The organism is Methylobacterium sp. J-068 (assembly GCF_022829445.1).
GTDB lineage: Bacteria > Pseudomonadota > Alphaproteobacteria > Rhizobiales > Beijerinckiaceae > Methylobacterium.
On sequence record NZ_JAKSXY010000120.1, the window covers coordinates 41,205 to 56,799 of the forward strand.

The window sequence follows — 15,595 nt, forward strand, 5'->3', positions numbered from 1 at the left end:
CGTTGGGGCGCGGAGGGGTTCGTGCCCGGGGATCACGCCTCGGCGGAGCCGCTGCTCCGCTCCTTCGCCGGCCCCTTGGCCCGGCTGTAGTTGAGGATGGTGTTGACCAGCGTGACGTGGCTGAAGGCCTGCGGAAAGTTGCCCACGAGGCGCTTGGCCTTCACATCATACTCCTCCGCCACCAATCCGACATCGTTGCAGACGCCGATCAGCCTCTCGATCAGCGCACGCGCCTCCTCGCAGCGGCCGAGGCCGATGAGATTGTCGGCATACCAGAACGAGCAGGGCAGGAACGCGCCCTCGTCGCCGGGCAGCCCGTCCGTGGTCTGGTTCTCGGTGTCGTAGCGCAGCACGAAGCCGTCGCGCATCAGCGTCCGTCCGATCGCCTCCACGGTGCCGACCACGCGGGGATCGTCCTGGGCCAGGAAGCCCATATGGGCGATGAGCAGCAGGCTCGCATCGAGGCGCTTCGAGCCGTAGGATTGCACGAAGCTGTTCAGCTCCGGATCGAAGCCCTTGGCGCAGACCTCGGCATGGATCTGGTCGCGGATCTCGCGCCAGCGCGCCACGGGCACGTCGCGGGCCTCCTTCGGCCGGTGGTGGAGGCCGGTGGTGCGGATCTCGTCCTGCTCGCGGGTCTCGGCCTCCTCGAAGGAGCGGATGGCGCGGTCGAAGGCGACCCAGGCCATGACCTTCGAATGCACGAAGTGGCGGCGCCCGCCGCGCACCTCCCAGATGCCCTCGTCGGGCGTGCACCAGACCTTCTCCAGGTGGCGCAGCAGCGCCTCGCCGACCCGCCAGCCGTCGGCGTCGCCCTGGAGGCCGCGCTGGCGCGCCTGGTAGAGCGCATCGAAGATCTCGCCGTAGACGTCGAGCTGGAACTGCTCCACCGCCGCGTTGCCGATGCGGACCGGCTTCGAGTTCTCGTAGCCGGGCAGCCAGTCGAGCTCGATCTCGGGCAGCATGCGCTCGCCCGCGATGCCGTAGAGGATGTGGGCCTGCTCCGGGTTACCGGCCACCGCGCGCACCAGCCAGTCGCGCCAGGCCCGCGCCTCGTCGAGGTAGCCGCCATCCATCAGGGCGATCAGGGTGAAAGTGGAATCGCGCAGCCAGCAGAACCGGTAATCCCAGTTGCGCACGCCGCCGAGATCCTCCGGCAGGGAGGTGGTGGGCGCCGCGACGATGCCCCCGGTGGGCTGGTAGATCAGCGCCTTCAGGGTGAGGAGCGATCGCTTGAGGATCGCGTCCCACGGCGTGCCCGAGGCCGCCCGGCTCGACCAGTCGCGCCAGTAGCGGTCGGTCTCGAACAGCACCTTGCGCGGCTGGATCGGCGCCGGGTCGTCCTCGTGGGACGGGCCGTAGCTCAGGGTGAAGGCCACGCTCTGGCCGGCCTCCACGGTGAACGCCGACACGGTGGTCTGGTCCTGGCCATGCGTGGGCACGAGGGTGCGCAGCACCACCTTGTGCGGCCCCGAGATGGCGCGGAGATCCCCGAGTTCGTTGTGCGAGACCCACGGCACCGCGAGCCCGTAATCGAAGCGCACGCGCATCCGCATCCGCATGGGCACGGAGCCCTCGATGCCCTCGACGATCCGCACGAGGTGCGAGCCGTCGTTGGCGGGCATGTAATCGGTCACCAGCACGCTGCCGGTGGCGGTCTCGTGCCGGGTTTCGAGGACGAGGCTGCCCTCGCGATACCGGCGCGTGGTGGTGGCCGGCTCAGCGGGGCCGAGCTTCCAGTAGCCGTGATCCTCCGTGCCGAGCAGGGCGGCGAAGCAGGCGGCGGAATCGAAGCGGGGCCAGCAGAGCCAGTCGACGCTGCCGTCGTGGCCGATGAGCGCGGCGGTGCGCCCGTCGCCCACGAGCGCGTAATCCTCGATCCGTCCCGCCATCCAGGTCCTCGTGTCCGCGCCGTCGAGCGATACGGCCCGCCGGCAGCGCATCGGCGCTTCAGCGTCCACCTAGTCTTCGAAGCGGGCAGGGTCCAGGGTCAGCGCGGCAATTGCCGACCCGTGTCACGAACTTGCGTGAAGAGAACCCGTGTGACGTGACTTGTGTGACGTGAACGGGCCTGCGGCGCCCGCGCGTACGGGCCGAGCGGCCGGACGTCAGCGCAGGCCGTCGACCCAACCGGAGACGGCCGCGCCCAGGGTCGCCGTCTCGGTCCCGAGCACCGCCCCCTTGGCGCCGACGAACGTGCCCAGGGCAGCACCCTTCGCGCCCATGAAGGCCCCGGCCGCGGCGCTCGCCCGCGTCACGGCCCGGATCGTGGGCGCGAAGGGCAGGGCGATCTCGGGCAGGATGCCATCGTCGGACGCGGCGACGCTGGTGGCCGGCTCCTCGGCCTCCGCCGCGAACGGCAGCGCCTTCTCGGGCGCAAGAGCCGCCTTCTCGGTTGCCGCCTTGTCGGTTGGCGCCTTCTCCACCGTCGCCCTGGCGACGACGCGCGGGTCGGCGCGGCGCGGCGCGGCGATGCGCGCCGACCGAACCGGGGCCTTGTGGGGCTGGACCACGGCGACGGCCTCGGCCCGCGCCGCGACGATCATCGGGAACTGCGTCTGGAAGGCGAGGGGCGCCGGAATGAATGGCGCATCGGCCACCGCCTCCGGTGCGCTGGCGACGGCGGTCGCCGGCACCGGCGCCTCGATCACGGCGGGCTCATGACAGAAATAGGAGGCCGCGCCGAGGATCGCCGCCATCATCAGGGTCGGCAGGAGGGGCGGGGTCACGCCGCGCGCGGGCTCCGATCCGAACGCGGCGTCGTCGGCGTGAGTGCGCGCTGCCATCCGGACCACCTCGCTGTCGGTTTCATTCCCTTCGCCATAAGCCGGGTCGTTTGCGGCGGAACCTGGGCTGTTTCCTCTCCCGATCGTAACGATTCGTGCGGGCACGCCGCTTGCGTTCCGAATCGCGGTCGTCCGACGCGGGAGCTTGTCATCCCGCGGGCCGGCATGCGACCAGCCGGAGCCTTTTCTCCATCCCGATTCGATCCGTTCCCGGACACCGATGACCGAGCCGACCCTCACCGTCGCCGTGATCGACCCGAGCCGCGCCCGCGCCGCGATCCTCGAGGAGGGCCTCACGGCGTCGGGCTTCACGCGCGTCGTGGTCCTGCCCGACACCGCCGACCTGCCGGCGCGGGTCGCCGCCCTCAACCCCGACGTGGTCGTCATCCACCTGGAGAGCCCGAGCCGGGACATCCTGGAGCAGATGTCGGGCCTCTCCCGCCACGTGGAGCGGCCCGTGGCGATGTTCGTCGACCGCTCCGACGTGCCCATGATGCAGGCGGCGATGGATGCGGGCATCTCCGCCTACGTGGTCGACGGGCTGCAGCCGCAGCGCATCCGCTCGATCCTCGACGTGGCGATCCTGCGCTTCAACGCCTTCGCACGGCTGCAGCGCGAATTGTCGGAGGCGCGCGGGGAACTCGCCGACCGCAAGCTCATCGAGCGGGCCAAGGGCATCCTCATGACCGCCAAGGGCCTGTCCGAGGAGGAGGCCTACCGCCTGATGCGGCGCAAGGCGATGAACGAGAAGCGCAAGATCGCCGACATCGCCCGCGCCATCGTCACGGCGGCGGATCTTCTCGGATGAGACTCGCGCTCGGATACGTTCCCCTCATCGACGCGGCCGCGCTCCTCGTCGCGGTCCAATGCGGCTTCACCGCCGCCGAGGGATTGTCGGTGGACCTCGTGCGGGAACCCTCCTGGGCCACCCTGCGCGACAAGCTGGCGCTCGGCCATCTCGACGGCGCGCACATGCTCGCGCCGCTGGCCATCGCCAGCGCGCTCGGGATCAGCGGCCCCGAGACCGACCTCGCCATCCCCCTCGGGCTCAGCCTCAACGGCAACGCGGTCACGCTCGCGCGCCCGCTCTGGGCCGCGATGGCGCCGGAGGCGGACGACCTCGACACCGTGGCGCGCGCCTTCGCGCGGGTGGCGACCGCGCGGGCCGGGCAGGGGCGCCCGCTCACCCTCGGCACCGTGCACCCCTTCTCCAGCCACACCTATCAGCTCCGGCTGTTCGCGGCGCGCGGCGGCCTCGATCTCGACGCGATGACCCGCCTGGTGGTGATTCCCCCGCCCTGGATCGCCGAGGCCCTGCGCACCGAGCAGGTCGACGGCTTCTGCGTCGGCGCGCCCTGGAACAGCGTCGCGGTGACGGAGGGCTACGGCCGCATCGCGGCCTTCGGCTGCGAACTCGCGCCCGATTGCCCGGAAAAAGTGCTGGCCCTGCCGGCCTATGCGGCCCCCGGCAGCGCCCCCCTGGTGCGGGCCGTGCGAAGGGCCGGGCTTTGGTGCGCGGCGCCCGAGAACCATCGCGAACTCGCGAGCCTGCTCGCCCATCCGGACCATCTCGGCCTCGACCCGGCCCTCGTCCGGCGGGCGCTCGAGGGCACCGTGGTGGTCGCCCCGGACGGGACCGCGCGGCGCGCCGAGCGCTTCGTGGTGTTCGGCGCGCAGGCCGAGCGGCCGGAGCCCGCCCGGGCCGACTGGCTCCTCGACCGGATGGGGGAGGCGGGCCAGATCGTCCCCACCCCCGCCCTGGCCGCGCGCGCCCGGGCGATCTACCGGCCCGACCTCTACGAGGCCGCCCTGGCGGACTGACGACGCGCTGCCGCCCGCACCGGCAATCTGCACGCGGATTGTGCAATGCGGCAGGTGGCGCGCGGGCAGGCTTTCAGCACCGGCTCGTCGGACGGAAAAGGCGGACGAGCGGACGAGCGGGCCGACCGAAGCCCAGATCCGCCATCCCGAAGGGATCGGCCGGATTCGCTCTGAGGCAATCGGGACAAACCGCAGCGTTTCGAGAAACTTAGAATCGTCCCAGGCCCGCACGCCTCGATCTGCGCCCAGGCCCGGCATCGCCCTGGCACGCGGCGTGCAAGGCCCCAAGGGCTCGCCAACGAAGACGAGCCCTATCCGTCGGCAGAGCCGCTGACCCGAGTCCCCCACGGAACGCATCGCTTCGCGTTCGATGGATGTACTTGGTCGGCGGTTTTTTCTTTGGCGGACTCCCATCGCTTTCAAGGGTTTCGGGTTCGATGACTGACGGTGTTCGCAACAACCGCCGTGATCTGCTGAAAGGCGCCGCCGCGACGCTCTCCCTGGCCGCCCTCGCGCGGACCGCCCTGCCGGGCGGCGCCTTCGCGCAAGGGGCCGGCCCCGAGGTGAAGGGCGCCAAGCTCGGCTTCATCGCCCTCACCGACGCGAGCCCGCTCTTCGTGGCCAAGGAGAAGGGCTTCTTCGCCAAGCACGGCATGCCCGACGTCGAGGTGCTGAAGCAGGCGAGCTGGGGCACCACCCGCGACAACCTCGTGCTCGGCTCCGAGGGCAACGGCATCGACGGCGCGCACATCCTGACGCCGATGCCCTACCTGATCTCGGCCGGCCGGGTGACGCAGAACAACGTGCCCGTGCCGATGCAGATCCTGGCCCGACTCAACACCAACGGCCAATGCATCTCGGTGGCCAAGGAATACCTCGACCAGAAGGTCGCCCTCGACGCCCGGGTGTTCAAGGCGGCGGTCGAGAAGAAGAAGGCCGCCGGCAAGTCGGTGAAGGCGGCCATGACCTTCCCGGGCGGCACCCACGACCTCTGGATCCGCTACTGGATGGCCGCCGGCGGCATCGACCCCGACAAGGACATCGAGACCATCGTCGTGCCGCCGCCCCAGATGGTGGCGAACATGAAGGTCGGCACGATGGATTGCTTCTGCGTCGGCGAGCCGTGGAACGCGCAGCTCGTGCAGCAGGGACTCGGCTACACCGCGCTGACCACGGGCGAGTTGTGGAAGGACCATCCCGAGAAGGCCTTCGCCATGCGGGCCTCCTTCACGGAGAAGTACCCGAACGCCACGAGGGCGCTGCTGATGGCGGTGCTGGAGGCGCAGCAATGGTGCGACAGGCCAGAGAACAAGGACGAGGTCGCCGCCATCGCGGCCAAGCGCCAGTGGATGAACGTGCCCGTGGGGGATGTCGCCGGGCGCATCAAGGGCACCATCGACTACGGTGACGGCCGCGTGGTCGAGAACAGCCCGCACGTCATGAAGTTCTGGGCGGACAACGCCTCGTACCCCTACCAGTCCCACGACCTGTGGTTCCTCACCGAGGACATCCGCTGGGGCAAGTTCGACGCGCAGACCGACACCAAGGCCCTCATCGCCAAGGTGAACCGCGAGGACCTCTGGCGCGAGGCGGCGAAGGCGCTGGGCGTCACCACGATCCCCGGCTCGACCTCGCGCGGAAAGGAGACCTTCTTCGACGGCAAGGTCTTCGATCCGGCCGATCCGGCCGCCTACCTGTCCAGCCTCGACATCAAGAGGATCGCGTGATGGCCAACACCTCCACCATCGCCGCCCCCGTCATCGCGGCCAAGGCGTCCGAGCCGAAGCGCGCGCCCCTGGTGACCATGGCGACCCTGAACACCATCGCGAAAAACCTGATCCCGCCGGTGGTGGTGATGATCGCCTTCCTGGTGATCTGGGAATTGCTGTGCTCGCGTCCGGGCGCCGGCCTGCCGCCGCCCTCGCGCGTCGTCACGGAAGCCTGGGACCTCATCGTCGACCCGTTCTACGACCATGGCGGCACCGACAAGGGCCTGTTCTGGCACATCGCCGCCAGCATCCAGCGCGTGGCCCTCGGCTTCGCCCTCGCCACCGTGGCGGGCATCCTGGTGGGCACCCTGATCGGACAATCCGAATGGGCCATGCGGGGCCTCGATCCGATCTTCCAGGTGCTGCGCACGATCCCGCCGCTGGCCTGGCTGCCGCTCTCGCTCGCCGCGTTCCGGGACGGCCAGCCCTCCGCGATCTTCGTGATCTTCATCACCTCGATCTGGCCGATCATCATCAACACGGCGGTGGGCATCCGCAACATCCCGCAGGATTACCGCAACGTCTCGGCGGTCCTGCGCCTCAACCCGCTCGAGTTCTTCGCCAAGATCATGCTGCCCTCGGCCGCCCCGTACATCTTCACGGGGCTGCGCATCGGCGTCGGCCTGTCCTGGCTCGCCATCGTGGCGGCCGAGATGCTGATCGGCGGCGTCGGGATCGGCTTCTTCATCTGGGACGCGTGGAACTCCTCCCACATCTCCGAGATCATCGTGGCCCTGGTCTATGTCGGCGTCATCGGCTTCATCCTCGACCGCTTCGTCGCCTTCGTCGGCACCCTCGTCACCCGCGGCACCGCGACGGCCTGAGGAGCATTCATGACCTATCTCAGCATCGAGAACGTCGGCATCTCGTTCACCCGCTCGGGCCGCACCAACGAGGTGCTGCGCGATGTCAGCGTGAAGATCGACAAGGGCGAGTTCGTCTCGCTGATCGGGCATTCGGGCTGCGGCAAGTCCACCGTGCTCAACATCGTGGCCGGCCTGCTCAAGGCCTCGACCGGCGGCGTGCTGCTGGAAGAGAAGGAGGTGAACAGCCCCGGGCCCGATCGCGCCGTGGTGTTCCAGAACCACTCGCTCCTGCCCTGGCTCACGGTGCGCGAGAACGTGGCGCTGGCCGTCGATAAGGTCTTCAAGGGCCGGAAATCGCGGGCCGAGCGCAGCGCCTGGATCGACCACAACCTGTCGCTCGTGAACATGACCCACGCCGCCGACCGGCGCCCGAGCGAGATCTCGGGCGGCATGAAGCAGCGCGTCGGCATCGCCCGGGCGCTGGCCATGGAGCCGAAGGTGCTGTTGCTGGACGAACCGTTCGGGGCGCTCGACGCCCTCACCCGCGCCCATCTGCAGGATTCGCTCATGGACATCCATGCGCGGCTCAAGAACGCCGTCATCATGATCACCCACGACGTGGACGAGGCGGTGCTGCTCTCGGATCGCATCGTGATGATGACCAACGGCCCCTCGGCCACGGTGGGCGAGATCCTGCGGGTCGACCTTGAGCGCCCACGCCGCCGCCTCGATCTCGTGGAGGACGCGACCTACACCCATGCCCACGCCGAGGTGCTCGAATTCCTCTACGCGCGCCACGCCAAGCCCGCGATCGCGGCCTGAGGACGGATCTCGGACGATGCGGGAACGTCTGGTGGTGATCGGCAACGGCATGGCGTCGCTGCGCTTCCTCGAACGCCTCACCGAGCGCGCGCCCGGCCTCTACGACGTCACCGTCGTGGGGGCCGAGCCGCAGGCGGCCTATAACCGCGTGCTGCTCTCCTCGCTGCTCGGCGGCGAGGTCGACGAGGCCGGCTGCGCGTTTCGCGGCCTCGACTGGTACGAGAGTCACGGCATCCGCCTCATCACCGGCGCGCCGGTGACCCAGGTCGACCGCGAGAACGGCCTCGTCATCGTCGGCGAGACCCACGTCCTGCCCTTCGACAAGCTGGTGCTGGCGGTCGGCTCCCTGCCGATCCGGCTGCCGAAGCCCGGCATGGACCTGCCCGGGGTGCTGACCTTTCGCGACCTCGCGGACGTGGCCGCCATCCGCAGGGCGGCGGTGGAGCACGCCCGGGCCATCGTCATCGGCGGTGGCCTCCTCGGGCTCGAAGCCGCCGTCGGCCTCGCGCGCCTCGGCGTCGACACCACGCTCCTCCACGTCATGGACCGGCTGATGGAGCGCCAGCTCGACCACGCCGCCGCCGGCCTCGTGAAGCGCGCCATGGAGGCGCGCGGCGTCACGGTGCGGCTCAAGGCCGACACCGCCGCGATCGAGGGGGAGGGCCGCGTCGAGCGCCTGGTCCTGTCCGACGGCACCGTGCTGCCGGCCGATCTCGTGGTGCTGTCGGTGGGCGTGCGCCCCAACGTGGCGCTCGCCCAGAACGCCGGCCTCGAGACGGCGCGCGGCATCAAGGTCGACGACCGCATGCAGAGTTCCGATGCCCGCATCTTCGCGCTCGGCGAGTGCGCCGAGCATCGGGGCATGGTCTACGGCCTCGTGGAGCCCGCCTACGAGCAGGCCGAGACCCTGAGCCGCCACCTCGTCGGCGAGGCGGCGGCCTATCTGGGCACCGCCCTCTCCACCAGCCTCAAGGTCTCGGGGCTGCCGGTGTTCTCCGCCGGCGAGATCGAGGCGCCCGAGGGCGCCGAGACCGTGCTGATGTCCGATCCCGGCCTCGGCCTCTACCGCAAGCTCATCGTCGCCGAGGACCGGCTCCTCGGCGCGGTCTTCGTCGGCGACATCGCCGAGCAGGGCTGGTGCAAGGACCTGATCCGCACCGGCGCCTCGATCGCCGACCATCGCGACGACCTCATGTTCGGGCGCTCCGCGTCCGCACCCCAACCCCTCGCAGCGTGAGGAGCCACGCCATGGCCGACGCATTCAACGCCGAGCAGAAGCGCTACCTCGAAGGTTTCGCCTCCGGCATCTCCGCCGCCCGCCTAACCGGCGGCCTCGCGCTCGGGCAGGGGACTTCGGGACCGGGTGCCTCCGCCCCGCCGGCCGAGCCGATCGGCCCCGACGCCATCCACGTCAAAGCGCAGGACGCCACGATCAAGGGCGGCGGCAAGCTCTGCGAGCAGGAGAAGTGGAAGCGGGCCGAGAACCCGTTCGACGGCCACAACCGCCTGATCGCGGAGGCCGCCACCGGCAAGGGGCCGAAGCCGGAGGACAATTTCCGCTGGCGCTATCACGGCCTGTTCTGGGTGGCGCCCGCCCAGAACTCCTACATGTGCCGCCTGCGCATCCCCAACGGCATCCTGCAGCACTGGCAGTTCGCCGGCATCGCCGATCTCGCCGACGCGCATGGCGGCGGCTATACCCACGTCACCACCCGCGCCAACCTCCAGGTCCGCGAGATCAGCCCTGAGCACGGCCAGCCCTTCCTCGACGGCCTGATCGACCTCGGCCTGACCGCGCGGGGCGCGGGCGCCGACAACATCCGCAACGTCACCGGCTCGCCGGTCGCCGGCATCGACGCGCAGGAACTGCTCGACACGCGCCCGCTGGCCAAATCGTGGCACAACCACATCCTCAACGACCGCTCGCTGTTCGGCCTGCCGCGCAAGTTCAACGTCGCCTTCGATGGCGGCGGCGTGATGCCGGTGCTGGAGGAGACCAACGACATCGGCTTCCAGGCCATCCGGGTCCTCGACGGCGCGGCCGTCGAGCCGGGCATCTGGATGCGCCTCGTGCTGGGGGGCATCTCGGGCCATCGGGATCTGGCCCGCGACACCGGTGTCGTGCTGAAGCCCGAGGATTGTAACAAGGTCGCGGACGCGATCCTGCGCGTCTTCATCAAGAACGGCGACCGCACCAACCGCAACAAGAGCCGGATGAAGTACGTCCTCGATGCCTGGGGCTTCGACAAGTACCTCGCCGCCGTGGAGGAGGTGCTGGGCACCAAGCTCGACCGGGTCGACCCCGCCCATGTCGCCCCGCGCGGGGGCATGGACCGCTTCGCCCATGTGGGCGTGCACAAGCAGGTCCAGCCCGGCCTGAACTGGATCGGCGTGATCCTGCCCGTGGGCAAGCTCACCACCGACCAGATGCGGGCGCTCGCCAAGATCGCCACCGAATGCGGCGACGGCGCCATCCGCATGACCGTCTGGCAGAACTTCCTGTTCTCGGGCGTGCCGGACGCGAAGGTGGCGGAGGTCCAGTCGCGCGTGGCGGCCCTCGGGCTCACCACGCAGGCCTCCAGCATCCGCGCCGGCCTCGTCGCCTGCACGGGCAACCAGGGCTGCAAGTTCGCCGCCTCCGACACCAAGGGCCACGCCCTCGTCATCGCCGACTACATCGAGGCGAACCTGAAGGAGCTCGACGTTCCGGTGAACGTGCACCTCACCGGCTGCCACCATTCCTGCGCCCAGCATTACATCGGCGACATCGGCCTCATCGGCGCCAAGGTCGTCGTCTCGGAGGAGGGCGACACGGTGGAAGGCTACGACATCGTCGTCGGCGGCGGCTTCGGCGATTCCCCGAAGATCGGCACCGAAATCTGGAAGGCCGTGCGGGCCGAGGATTGCCCGACCCGGATCGAGGCCTTGCTGCGGACCTACCTCGCCCGCCGCGAGGACCCGGCCGAGAGCTTCCAGGCCTTCACGGCCCGAACCGGCCCGGAATCCCTGCGCACCATCGCCGAAGAGCAACCCATCCTGAAGGCCGCCGCATGAGCGAGCACGTGACGCCCCCCCTGGTTCTCATCCCCGAGACCGCCCCCTTCGACCCGGATCAGCGCGCCTGGCTCTCGGGCTACTTCGCAGCCCTCCTCGGCCCCGCCGTGGAGGGCGCCACCGCCCTGGCGCCCGGCGATGCGCCCGCCGGCGCCGGCGCGAAGCTCGCCGACAACGACGACGCGCCCTGGCACGACCCGTCCCTGCCGCTGCCCGAGCGCATGGACATGGCCAAGGACCGGCCCGAGGCGCAGAAGCTGATGGCCGCCATGGCCCAGCAGGATTGCGGCCAGTGCGGCTACAATTGCGCCGACTACGCCAACGCCATCTTCCTCAAGAACGAGGAGCGCCTGAACCTGTGCCAGCCCGGCGGCAAGGACACGCTCCGCATGCTGAAGAAGCTCGACGAGGAGTTCGGCGCCGCCGGCGGCGCGGCTCCGAAGAAGGCGGAGGACGACGCGCCCAAGGCCGCGGTCGCGCTCGGCCCCCTCGGCTTCTGCCGCGAGAACCCCGTGGAGGCGACCTTCGTCTCGCGCACCCGGCTCAACGCGCCGGGCGGCGAGAAGGAAACCTGGCACGTCGAGATCGATCTGACCGGCACGCCCATCGAGTACGTGGTCGGCGATTCGCTGGGTCTGTTCCCCGCCAACGCCCCGGCCCTGGTCGACGCGGTCATCGCCGAACTCGGCGCCCGGCCCGAGCGCAGGATCGGGGCCAAGACCCTGCGCGACCGCCTGCTGACGGATTACGCCCTCGGCGGCGCACCGGACGGGCTCTACCAGCTCCTCTCGCTCCTCACCTCGGGCGAGGCCCGCAAGAAGGCGCAGGCGCTCGCCGCCGGCGAGGACCCGGACGGGGACGCCGCCCATCTCGACGTGCTCGGCGCGCTCCACAAGTTTCCCGGTGCGCGCCCCGACGCGGAGGTCTTCCTCGAGGCCCTCGACGAGTTGCAGCCCCGGCTCTACTCGATCTCGTCCTCGCCGAAGGCCGATCCGGGCCGGGTCTCGCTCACCGTCGACGCGGTGCGCTACAGCCACCGCTCGCGCCTGCGCCTCGGCGTCGCCTCGACCCATCTCGGCGAGCGCATCCCCGAGGGCATGAAGGTCCGGGTCTACCTGCAGAAGGCGCACGGGTTCGCCCTGCCCGACGACCTCTCCAAGGACGTCATCATGGTCGGCCCCGGCACCGGCATCGCGCCGTTCCGCGCCTTCCTGCGCGAGCGCGACGCCACGCAGGCGCCGGGCCGCAACTGGCTGTTCTACGGCCACCAGAAGCAGGCCTCGGACTTCTTCTACAAGGACGAGCTGAACGGCCTGAAGGACCGCAAGCGGCTCACCCGCCTGTCGCTCGCCTGGTCGCGCGACGGGGCCGAGAAGACCTACGTGCAGGACCGCATGCGCGAGAACGGCGCGGAACTGTGGAAGTGGCTCGAAGGCGGCGCCCATTTCTACGTCTGCGGTGACGCCAAGCGCATGGCCAAGGACGTGGAGCGGGCGATCATCGACGTGGCGAGTCAGCACGGGGGCAAGAATCCCGACGAGGCCGTGGCCTACCTCGCCCACCTGAAGAAGACCGGGCGTTACCAGGCCGACGTGTACTGAGGGCGCGAAGAACCCTCCCCCCTCTGCGGGGGAGGGTGGTCGCGGAGCGACCGGGAGAGGGGGCGAGCTCTCCGAAAAGTCCCCACGCATGATGACAGGCGCCTCGATCGACACCGTTGCGCTGCCCCTCTCCCGCCTGCTCCGCAGGCACCCTCTCCCGCAGAGGGGAGAGGGCATGCCGTCTCGCCCGGCCCGACTCTTGCTCTCAGCCGTAATGACAAAGAATCCGCCGAGGATCCCGCCATGAACGCGCACGTCCAGGCACCCGCCGCCGCCGTGAAGACCACCTGCCCCTATTGCGGCGTCGGCTGCGGCGTGCTCGCCACGCCGGACGGGCAGGGCGGGGCCGAGATCGCCGGGGACACCGCGCATCCGGCCAATTTCGGCCGCCTCTGCTCCAAGGGCTCGGCGCTCGGCGAGACCCTGTCCCTCGACAACCGCCTGCTCCATCCGCAGGTCGACGGCACCCGCGTCAGCTGGGAATCGGCCCTCGGCACGGTCGCGGGCGGCCTGCGCAAGGTGGCCGAGGCGCACGGCCCGGACGCCATCGCGTTCTACCTCTCGGGCCAGCTGCTGACGGAGGATTACTACGTCGCCAACAAGCTCGCGAAGGGCTTCCTCGGCACCCCCCACGTCGACACCAACTCGCGCCTGTGCATGTCGAGCGCGGTGGCCGCCCACCGGCGCGCCTTCGGCTCGGACACCGTGCCGGGCTGCTACGAGGACCTCGACGAGGCCGACCTGATCGTGCTCGTCGGCTCGAACACCGCCTGGTGCCACCCGATCCTGTTCCGCCGCATGATCGACGCGCGGGCCAGGCGCGGCACCAAGCTGGTGGTGATCGACCCCCGCCGCACCCAGACGGGCGAGGAGGCCGACCTCTTCCTCGGCCTCAAGCCCGGCACGGACACCGCCCTGTTCTCGGGCCTGCTGGTCCACCTCGCCGCCACGGGCGCCGTCGACGCGCGATATGTCGCCGACCACACCAGCGGTTTCGACGGCGCGCTGGAGCGCGCCGCCGCCATCGCGCCGAGCGTCGCCGCCACGGCCGACGCCACGGGGCTCAGTGAGGCCGACGTCGCCGCGTTTTTCGCGCTGTTTTCCGGCACGAAGCGCGTCGTCACCGCGTTCTCGCAAGGGGTGAACCAGTCGGCGCAGGGCACCGACAAGGGCAACGCGATCATCAACTGCCACCTCGCCACCGGCCGCATCGGCCAGCCCGGCGCGGGGCCGTTCTCGCTCACCGGCCAGCCCAACGCCATGGGCGGGCGCGAGGTCGGGGGCCTGGCCAACATGCTGGCCGCCCACATGCACTTCGCCCCCGAAGAGGTGGACCGGGTGCGCCGCTTCTGGTCCGCGCCCAACATCATCACCGGCGAGGGCATGAAGGCGGTCGCCCTGTTCGAGGCGATCGAACGCGGCAAGATCAAGGCCCTGTGGGTGATGGGCACCAACCCCATCGTGTCGATGCCGCGCGCCGACCGGATCCGCGAGAGCCTGCGCAAGCTCGACCTCTACGTCGTCTCGGAGGCGGTCGCCGACAGCGACAGCGCCCGCGCGCTGGGCAAGCGGACCGTGCTGCTCCCGGCTCTCGCCTGGGGCGAGAAGGACGGCACGGTGACGAATTCCGAGCGCCGGGTCTCGCGCCAGCGCAGCTTCCTGAAAGCGCCCGGCGAGGCGCGGGCCGACTGGCGGATCATCGCGGACGTCGCCAAGCGGCTCGGCCACGGCGAGGCCTTCGCCTATTCGGGCACCGCCGCGATCTTCCGCGAGCACGCGGCGCTCTCGGCCTTCGAGAACAACGGCAGCCGCGACTTCGACCTCGGGGCCCTGAGCGACATGCCGGACGCGACCTATGCGGGCACGCCGCCGCTGCAATGGCCGCTGCCGAAGCGGGGCAAGGCGAAGGCGCGGCTCTTCGCCGACGGACAGTTCTACACCTTCGACAAGCGCGCCCGCTTCGTCGCCGTGCAGCCCCCGGCGCTCGCGCAGGCGGTGGGCGGCGACTACCCCCTCGTCCTCAACACGGGGCGGGTGCGCGACCACTGGCACACCATGACGCGGACGGGGAAGAGCCAGCGCCTCTCGGCGCATCGCTCCGTCCCCTTCGTGGAGATCCACCCGGACGATGCCGCGCCGCTCGGCCTGAAAGAAGGCGACCTCGCCCGGATCGCCACGCCGCACGGCACCGCGATCCTGGAGGCGATGATCACCGACGCCGTGCGGCCGGGCAGCCTGTTCGCCGCCTTCCACTGGAGCGCGGCCACCGCCTCGGATGCCCGCGTCGGCGCCCTGGTGCGCGGCATCCCCGACCCGGTCTCGGGCCAGCCCGAACTGAAGGCGACGCCGGCCGGCATCGCCCCCGTGTCCTATCGCAACCGGGGCTTCCTGTTGACGCGCCGCGAGCACGCGCTGCCGGAGGGTTGGTGGTGGGCACGCGCCACGATTTCCGGCGGCTCGGGGCTGCAATTCGCCACGCAGGAGAGTTCCCGCGCCGTGGCGCTAATGATGCGCGGCCTGTTCCAGGGCTGCGAACTCGCCGAGTACGCCGACCATGCGCGCGGACGCTACCGCTGCGCCGTCTATGACGGGGATCGCCTCGTCGCCTGCCTGGCCCTGGGGCCGGCCGAGGCGCGCCCGACCTGGGAGGAGGCCAAGGCCTACTTCTCGGAGAGCGAACCGGAGCCCGGCGCCCGGCGCGCCCTCCTCACCGGTCGCGCCGAGACCGCCTCGGCCGGTCCCACCGTGTGCGCCTGCCACGGGGTCGGGCTCGACGTCATCACGGGCGTCATCGCCGCAGGCGCGGGCAGCGTCGAGGCGGTGGGCGCGGCCTGCAAGGCCGGCACGAATTGCGGCTCGTGCATCCCAGAGATCCGCAAGCTGCTGCCGCAGGTGCTTGCGCGCAACGCAGCATAGGCTCACTTTCACGAAGAACC

At 70.5% G+C, this 15,595-nt stretch carries 11 protein-coding genes; 9 read left to right on the plus strand and 2 right to left on the minus strand.

What is annotated here, in order from left to right:
- Nucleotides 1–32: 32 nt before the first annotated feature.
- Nucleotides 33–1,892 carry a glycoside hydrolase family 15 protein gene (locus tag MKK54_RS20130; protein WP_244013525.1) on the minus strand — a complete coding sequence of 620 codons (1,860 nt, stop codon included), beginning with the start codon at nt 1,890–1,892 and terminating at the stop codon, nt 33–35.
- Between the two features lie 216 nt (nt 1,893–2,108).
- A complete protein-coding gene (locus MKK54_RS20135) occupies nt 2,109–2,786 on the minus strand; it encodes a hypothetical protein (RefSeq protein WP_244013527.1) in 678 nt (225 codons plus the stop codon).
- Nucleotides 2,787–3,006: 220 nt separating this feature from the next.
- On the opposite strand from MKK54_RS20135, the gene MKK54_RS20140 reads away from it, so the two are divergent.
- The 9 genes from MKK54_RS20140 (at nt 3,007) to MKK54_RS20180 (ending at nt 15,575) form a co-directional block, all read left to right on the plus strand.
- Nucleotides 3,007–3,594: an ANTAR domain-containing response regulator gene (locus MKK54_RS20140; protein ID WP_244013529.1), complete on the plus strand. Its 588-nt coding sequence runs from the start codon at nt 3,007–3,009 to the stop codon at nt 3,592–3,594.
- Nucleotides 3,591–4,607 carry a CmpA/NrtA family ABC transporter substrate-binding protein gene (locus MKK54_RS20145; protein ID WP_244013531.1) on the plus strand — a complete coding sequence of 339 codons (1,017 nt, stop codon included), beginning with the start codon at nt 3,591–3,593 and terminating at the stop codon, nt 4,605–4,607. Before MKK54_RS20140 ends, MKK54_RS20145 begins: the two co-directional genes overlap by 4 nt.
- A gap of 437 nt (nt 4,608–5,044) precedes the next feature.
- Nucleotides 5,045–6,334 carry a CmpA/NrtA family ABC transporter substrate-binding protein gene (locus MKK54_RS20150; RefSeq protein WP_244013533.1) on the plus strand — a complete coding sequence of 430 codons (1,290 nt, stop codon included), beginning with the start codon at nt 5,045–5,047 and terminating at the stop codon, nt 6,332–6,334.
- The gene (gene ntrB / locus MKK54_RS20155) at nt 6,334–7,200 is read left to right on the plus strand and encodes a nitrate ABC transporter permease (RefSeq protein WP_244013535.1); all 867 of its coding nucleotides are present in this window, start codon (nt 6,334–6,336) and stop codon (nt 7,198–7,200) included. Before MKK54_RS20150 ends, ntrB begins: the two co-directional genes overlap by 1 nt.
- 9 nt (nt 7,201–7,209) lie before the next feature.
- Entirely contained in the window at nt 7,210–8,004 is a 795-nt protein-coding gene (locus MKK54_RS20160) for an ABC transporter ATP-binding protein (RefSeq protein ID WP_244013537.1), read from the plus strand.
- Between the two features lie 16 nt (nt 8,005–8,020).
- Nucleotides 8,021–9,241 carry an NAD(P)/FAD-dependent oxidoreductase gene (locus MKK54_RS20165; protein ID WP_244013539.1) on the plus strand — a complete coding sequence of 407 codons (1,221 nt, stop codon included), beginning with the start codon at nt 8,021–8,023 and terminating at the stop codon, nt 9,239–9,241.
- 11 nt (nt 9,242–9,252) lie between these two features.
- The gene (locus MKK54_RS20170) at nt 9,253–11,058 is read left to right on the plus strand and encodes a NirA family protein (RefSeq protein ID WP_244013541.1); all 1,806 of its coding nucleotides are present in this window, start codon (nt 9,253–9,255) and stop codon (nt 11,056–11,058) included.
- The gene (locus tag MKK54_RS20175) at nt 11,055–12,659 is read left to right on the plus strand and encodes a sulfite reductase subunit alpha (protein WP_244013544.1); all 1,605 of its coding nucleotides are present in this window, start codon (nt 11,055–11,057) and stop codon (nt 12,657–12,659) included. Before MKK54_RS20170 ends, MKK54_RS20175 begins: the two co-directional genes overlap by 4 nt.
- A 243-nt stretch (nt 12,660–12,902) precedes the next feature.
- Entirely contained in the window at nt 12,903–15,575 is a 2,673-nt protein-coding gene (locus MKK54_RS20180; protein ID WP_244013546.1) for a nitrate reductase, read from the plus strand.
- The last annotated feature ends 20 nt before the right edge of the window (nt 15,576–15,595 follow it).

Excerpts from the sequence above, each read along its gene's own strand:
- MKK54_RS20130 (WP_244013525.1), bottom strand. The coding sequence starts at position 1,892 with ATGGCGGGACGGATCGAGGATTACGCGCTCGTGGGCGACGGGCGCACC.
- MKK54_RS20135 (WP_244013527.1), bottom strand. The coding sequence starts at position 2,786 with ATGGCAGCGCGCACTCACGCCGACGACGCCGCGTTCGGATCGGAGCCC.
- MKK54_RS20140 (WP_244013529.1), top strand. The coding sequence starts at position 3,007 with ATGACCGAGCCGACCCTCACCGTCGCCGTGATCGACCCGAGCCGCGCC.
- MKK54_RS20145 (WP_244013531.1), top strand. The coding sequence starts at position 3,591 with ATGAGACTCGCGCTCGGATACGTTCCCCTCATCGACGCGGCCGCGCTC.
- MKK54_RS20150 (WP_244013533.1), top strand. The coding sequence starts at position 5,045 with ATGACTGACGGTGTTCGCAACAACCGCCGTGATCTGCTGAAAGGCGCC.
- ntrB (WP_244013535.1), top strand. The coding sequence starts at position 6,334 with ATGGCCAACACCTCCACCATCGCCGCCCCCGTCATCGCGGCCAAGGCG.
- MKK54_RS20160 (WP_244013537.1), top strand. The coding sequence starts at position 7,210 with ATGACCTATCTCAGCATCGAGAACGTCGGCATCTCGTTCACCCGCTCG.
- MKK54_RS20165 (WP_244013539.1), top strand. The coding sequence starts at position 8,021 with ATGCGGGAACGTCTGGTGGTGATCGGCAACGGCATGGCGTCGCTGCGC.
- MKK54_RS20170 (WP_244013541.1), top strand. The coding sequence starts at position 9,253 with ATGGCCGACGCATTCAACGCCGAGCAGAAGCGCTACCTCGAAGGTTTC.
- MKK54_RS20175 (WP_244013544.1), top strand. The coding sequence starts at position 11,055 with ATGAGCGAGCACGTGACGCCCCCCCTGGTTCTCATCCCCGAGACCGCC.
- MKK54_RS20180 (WP_244013546.1), top strand. The coding sequence starts at position 12,903 with ATGAACGCGCACGTCCAGGCACCCGCCGCCGCCGTGAAGACCACCTGC.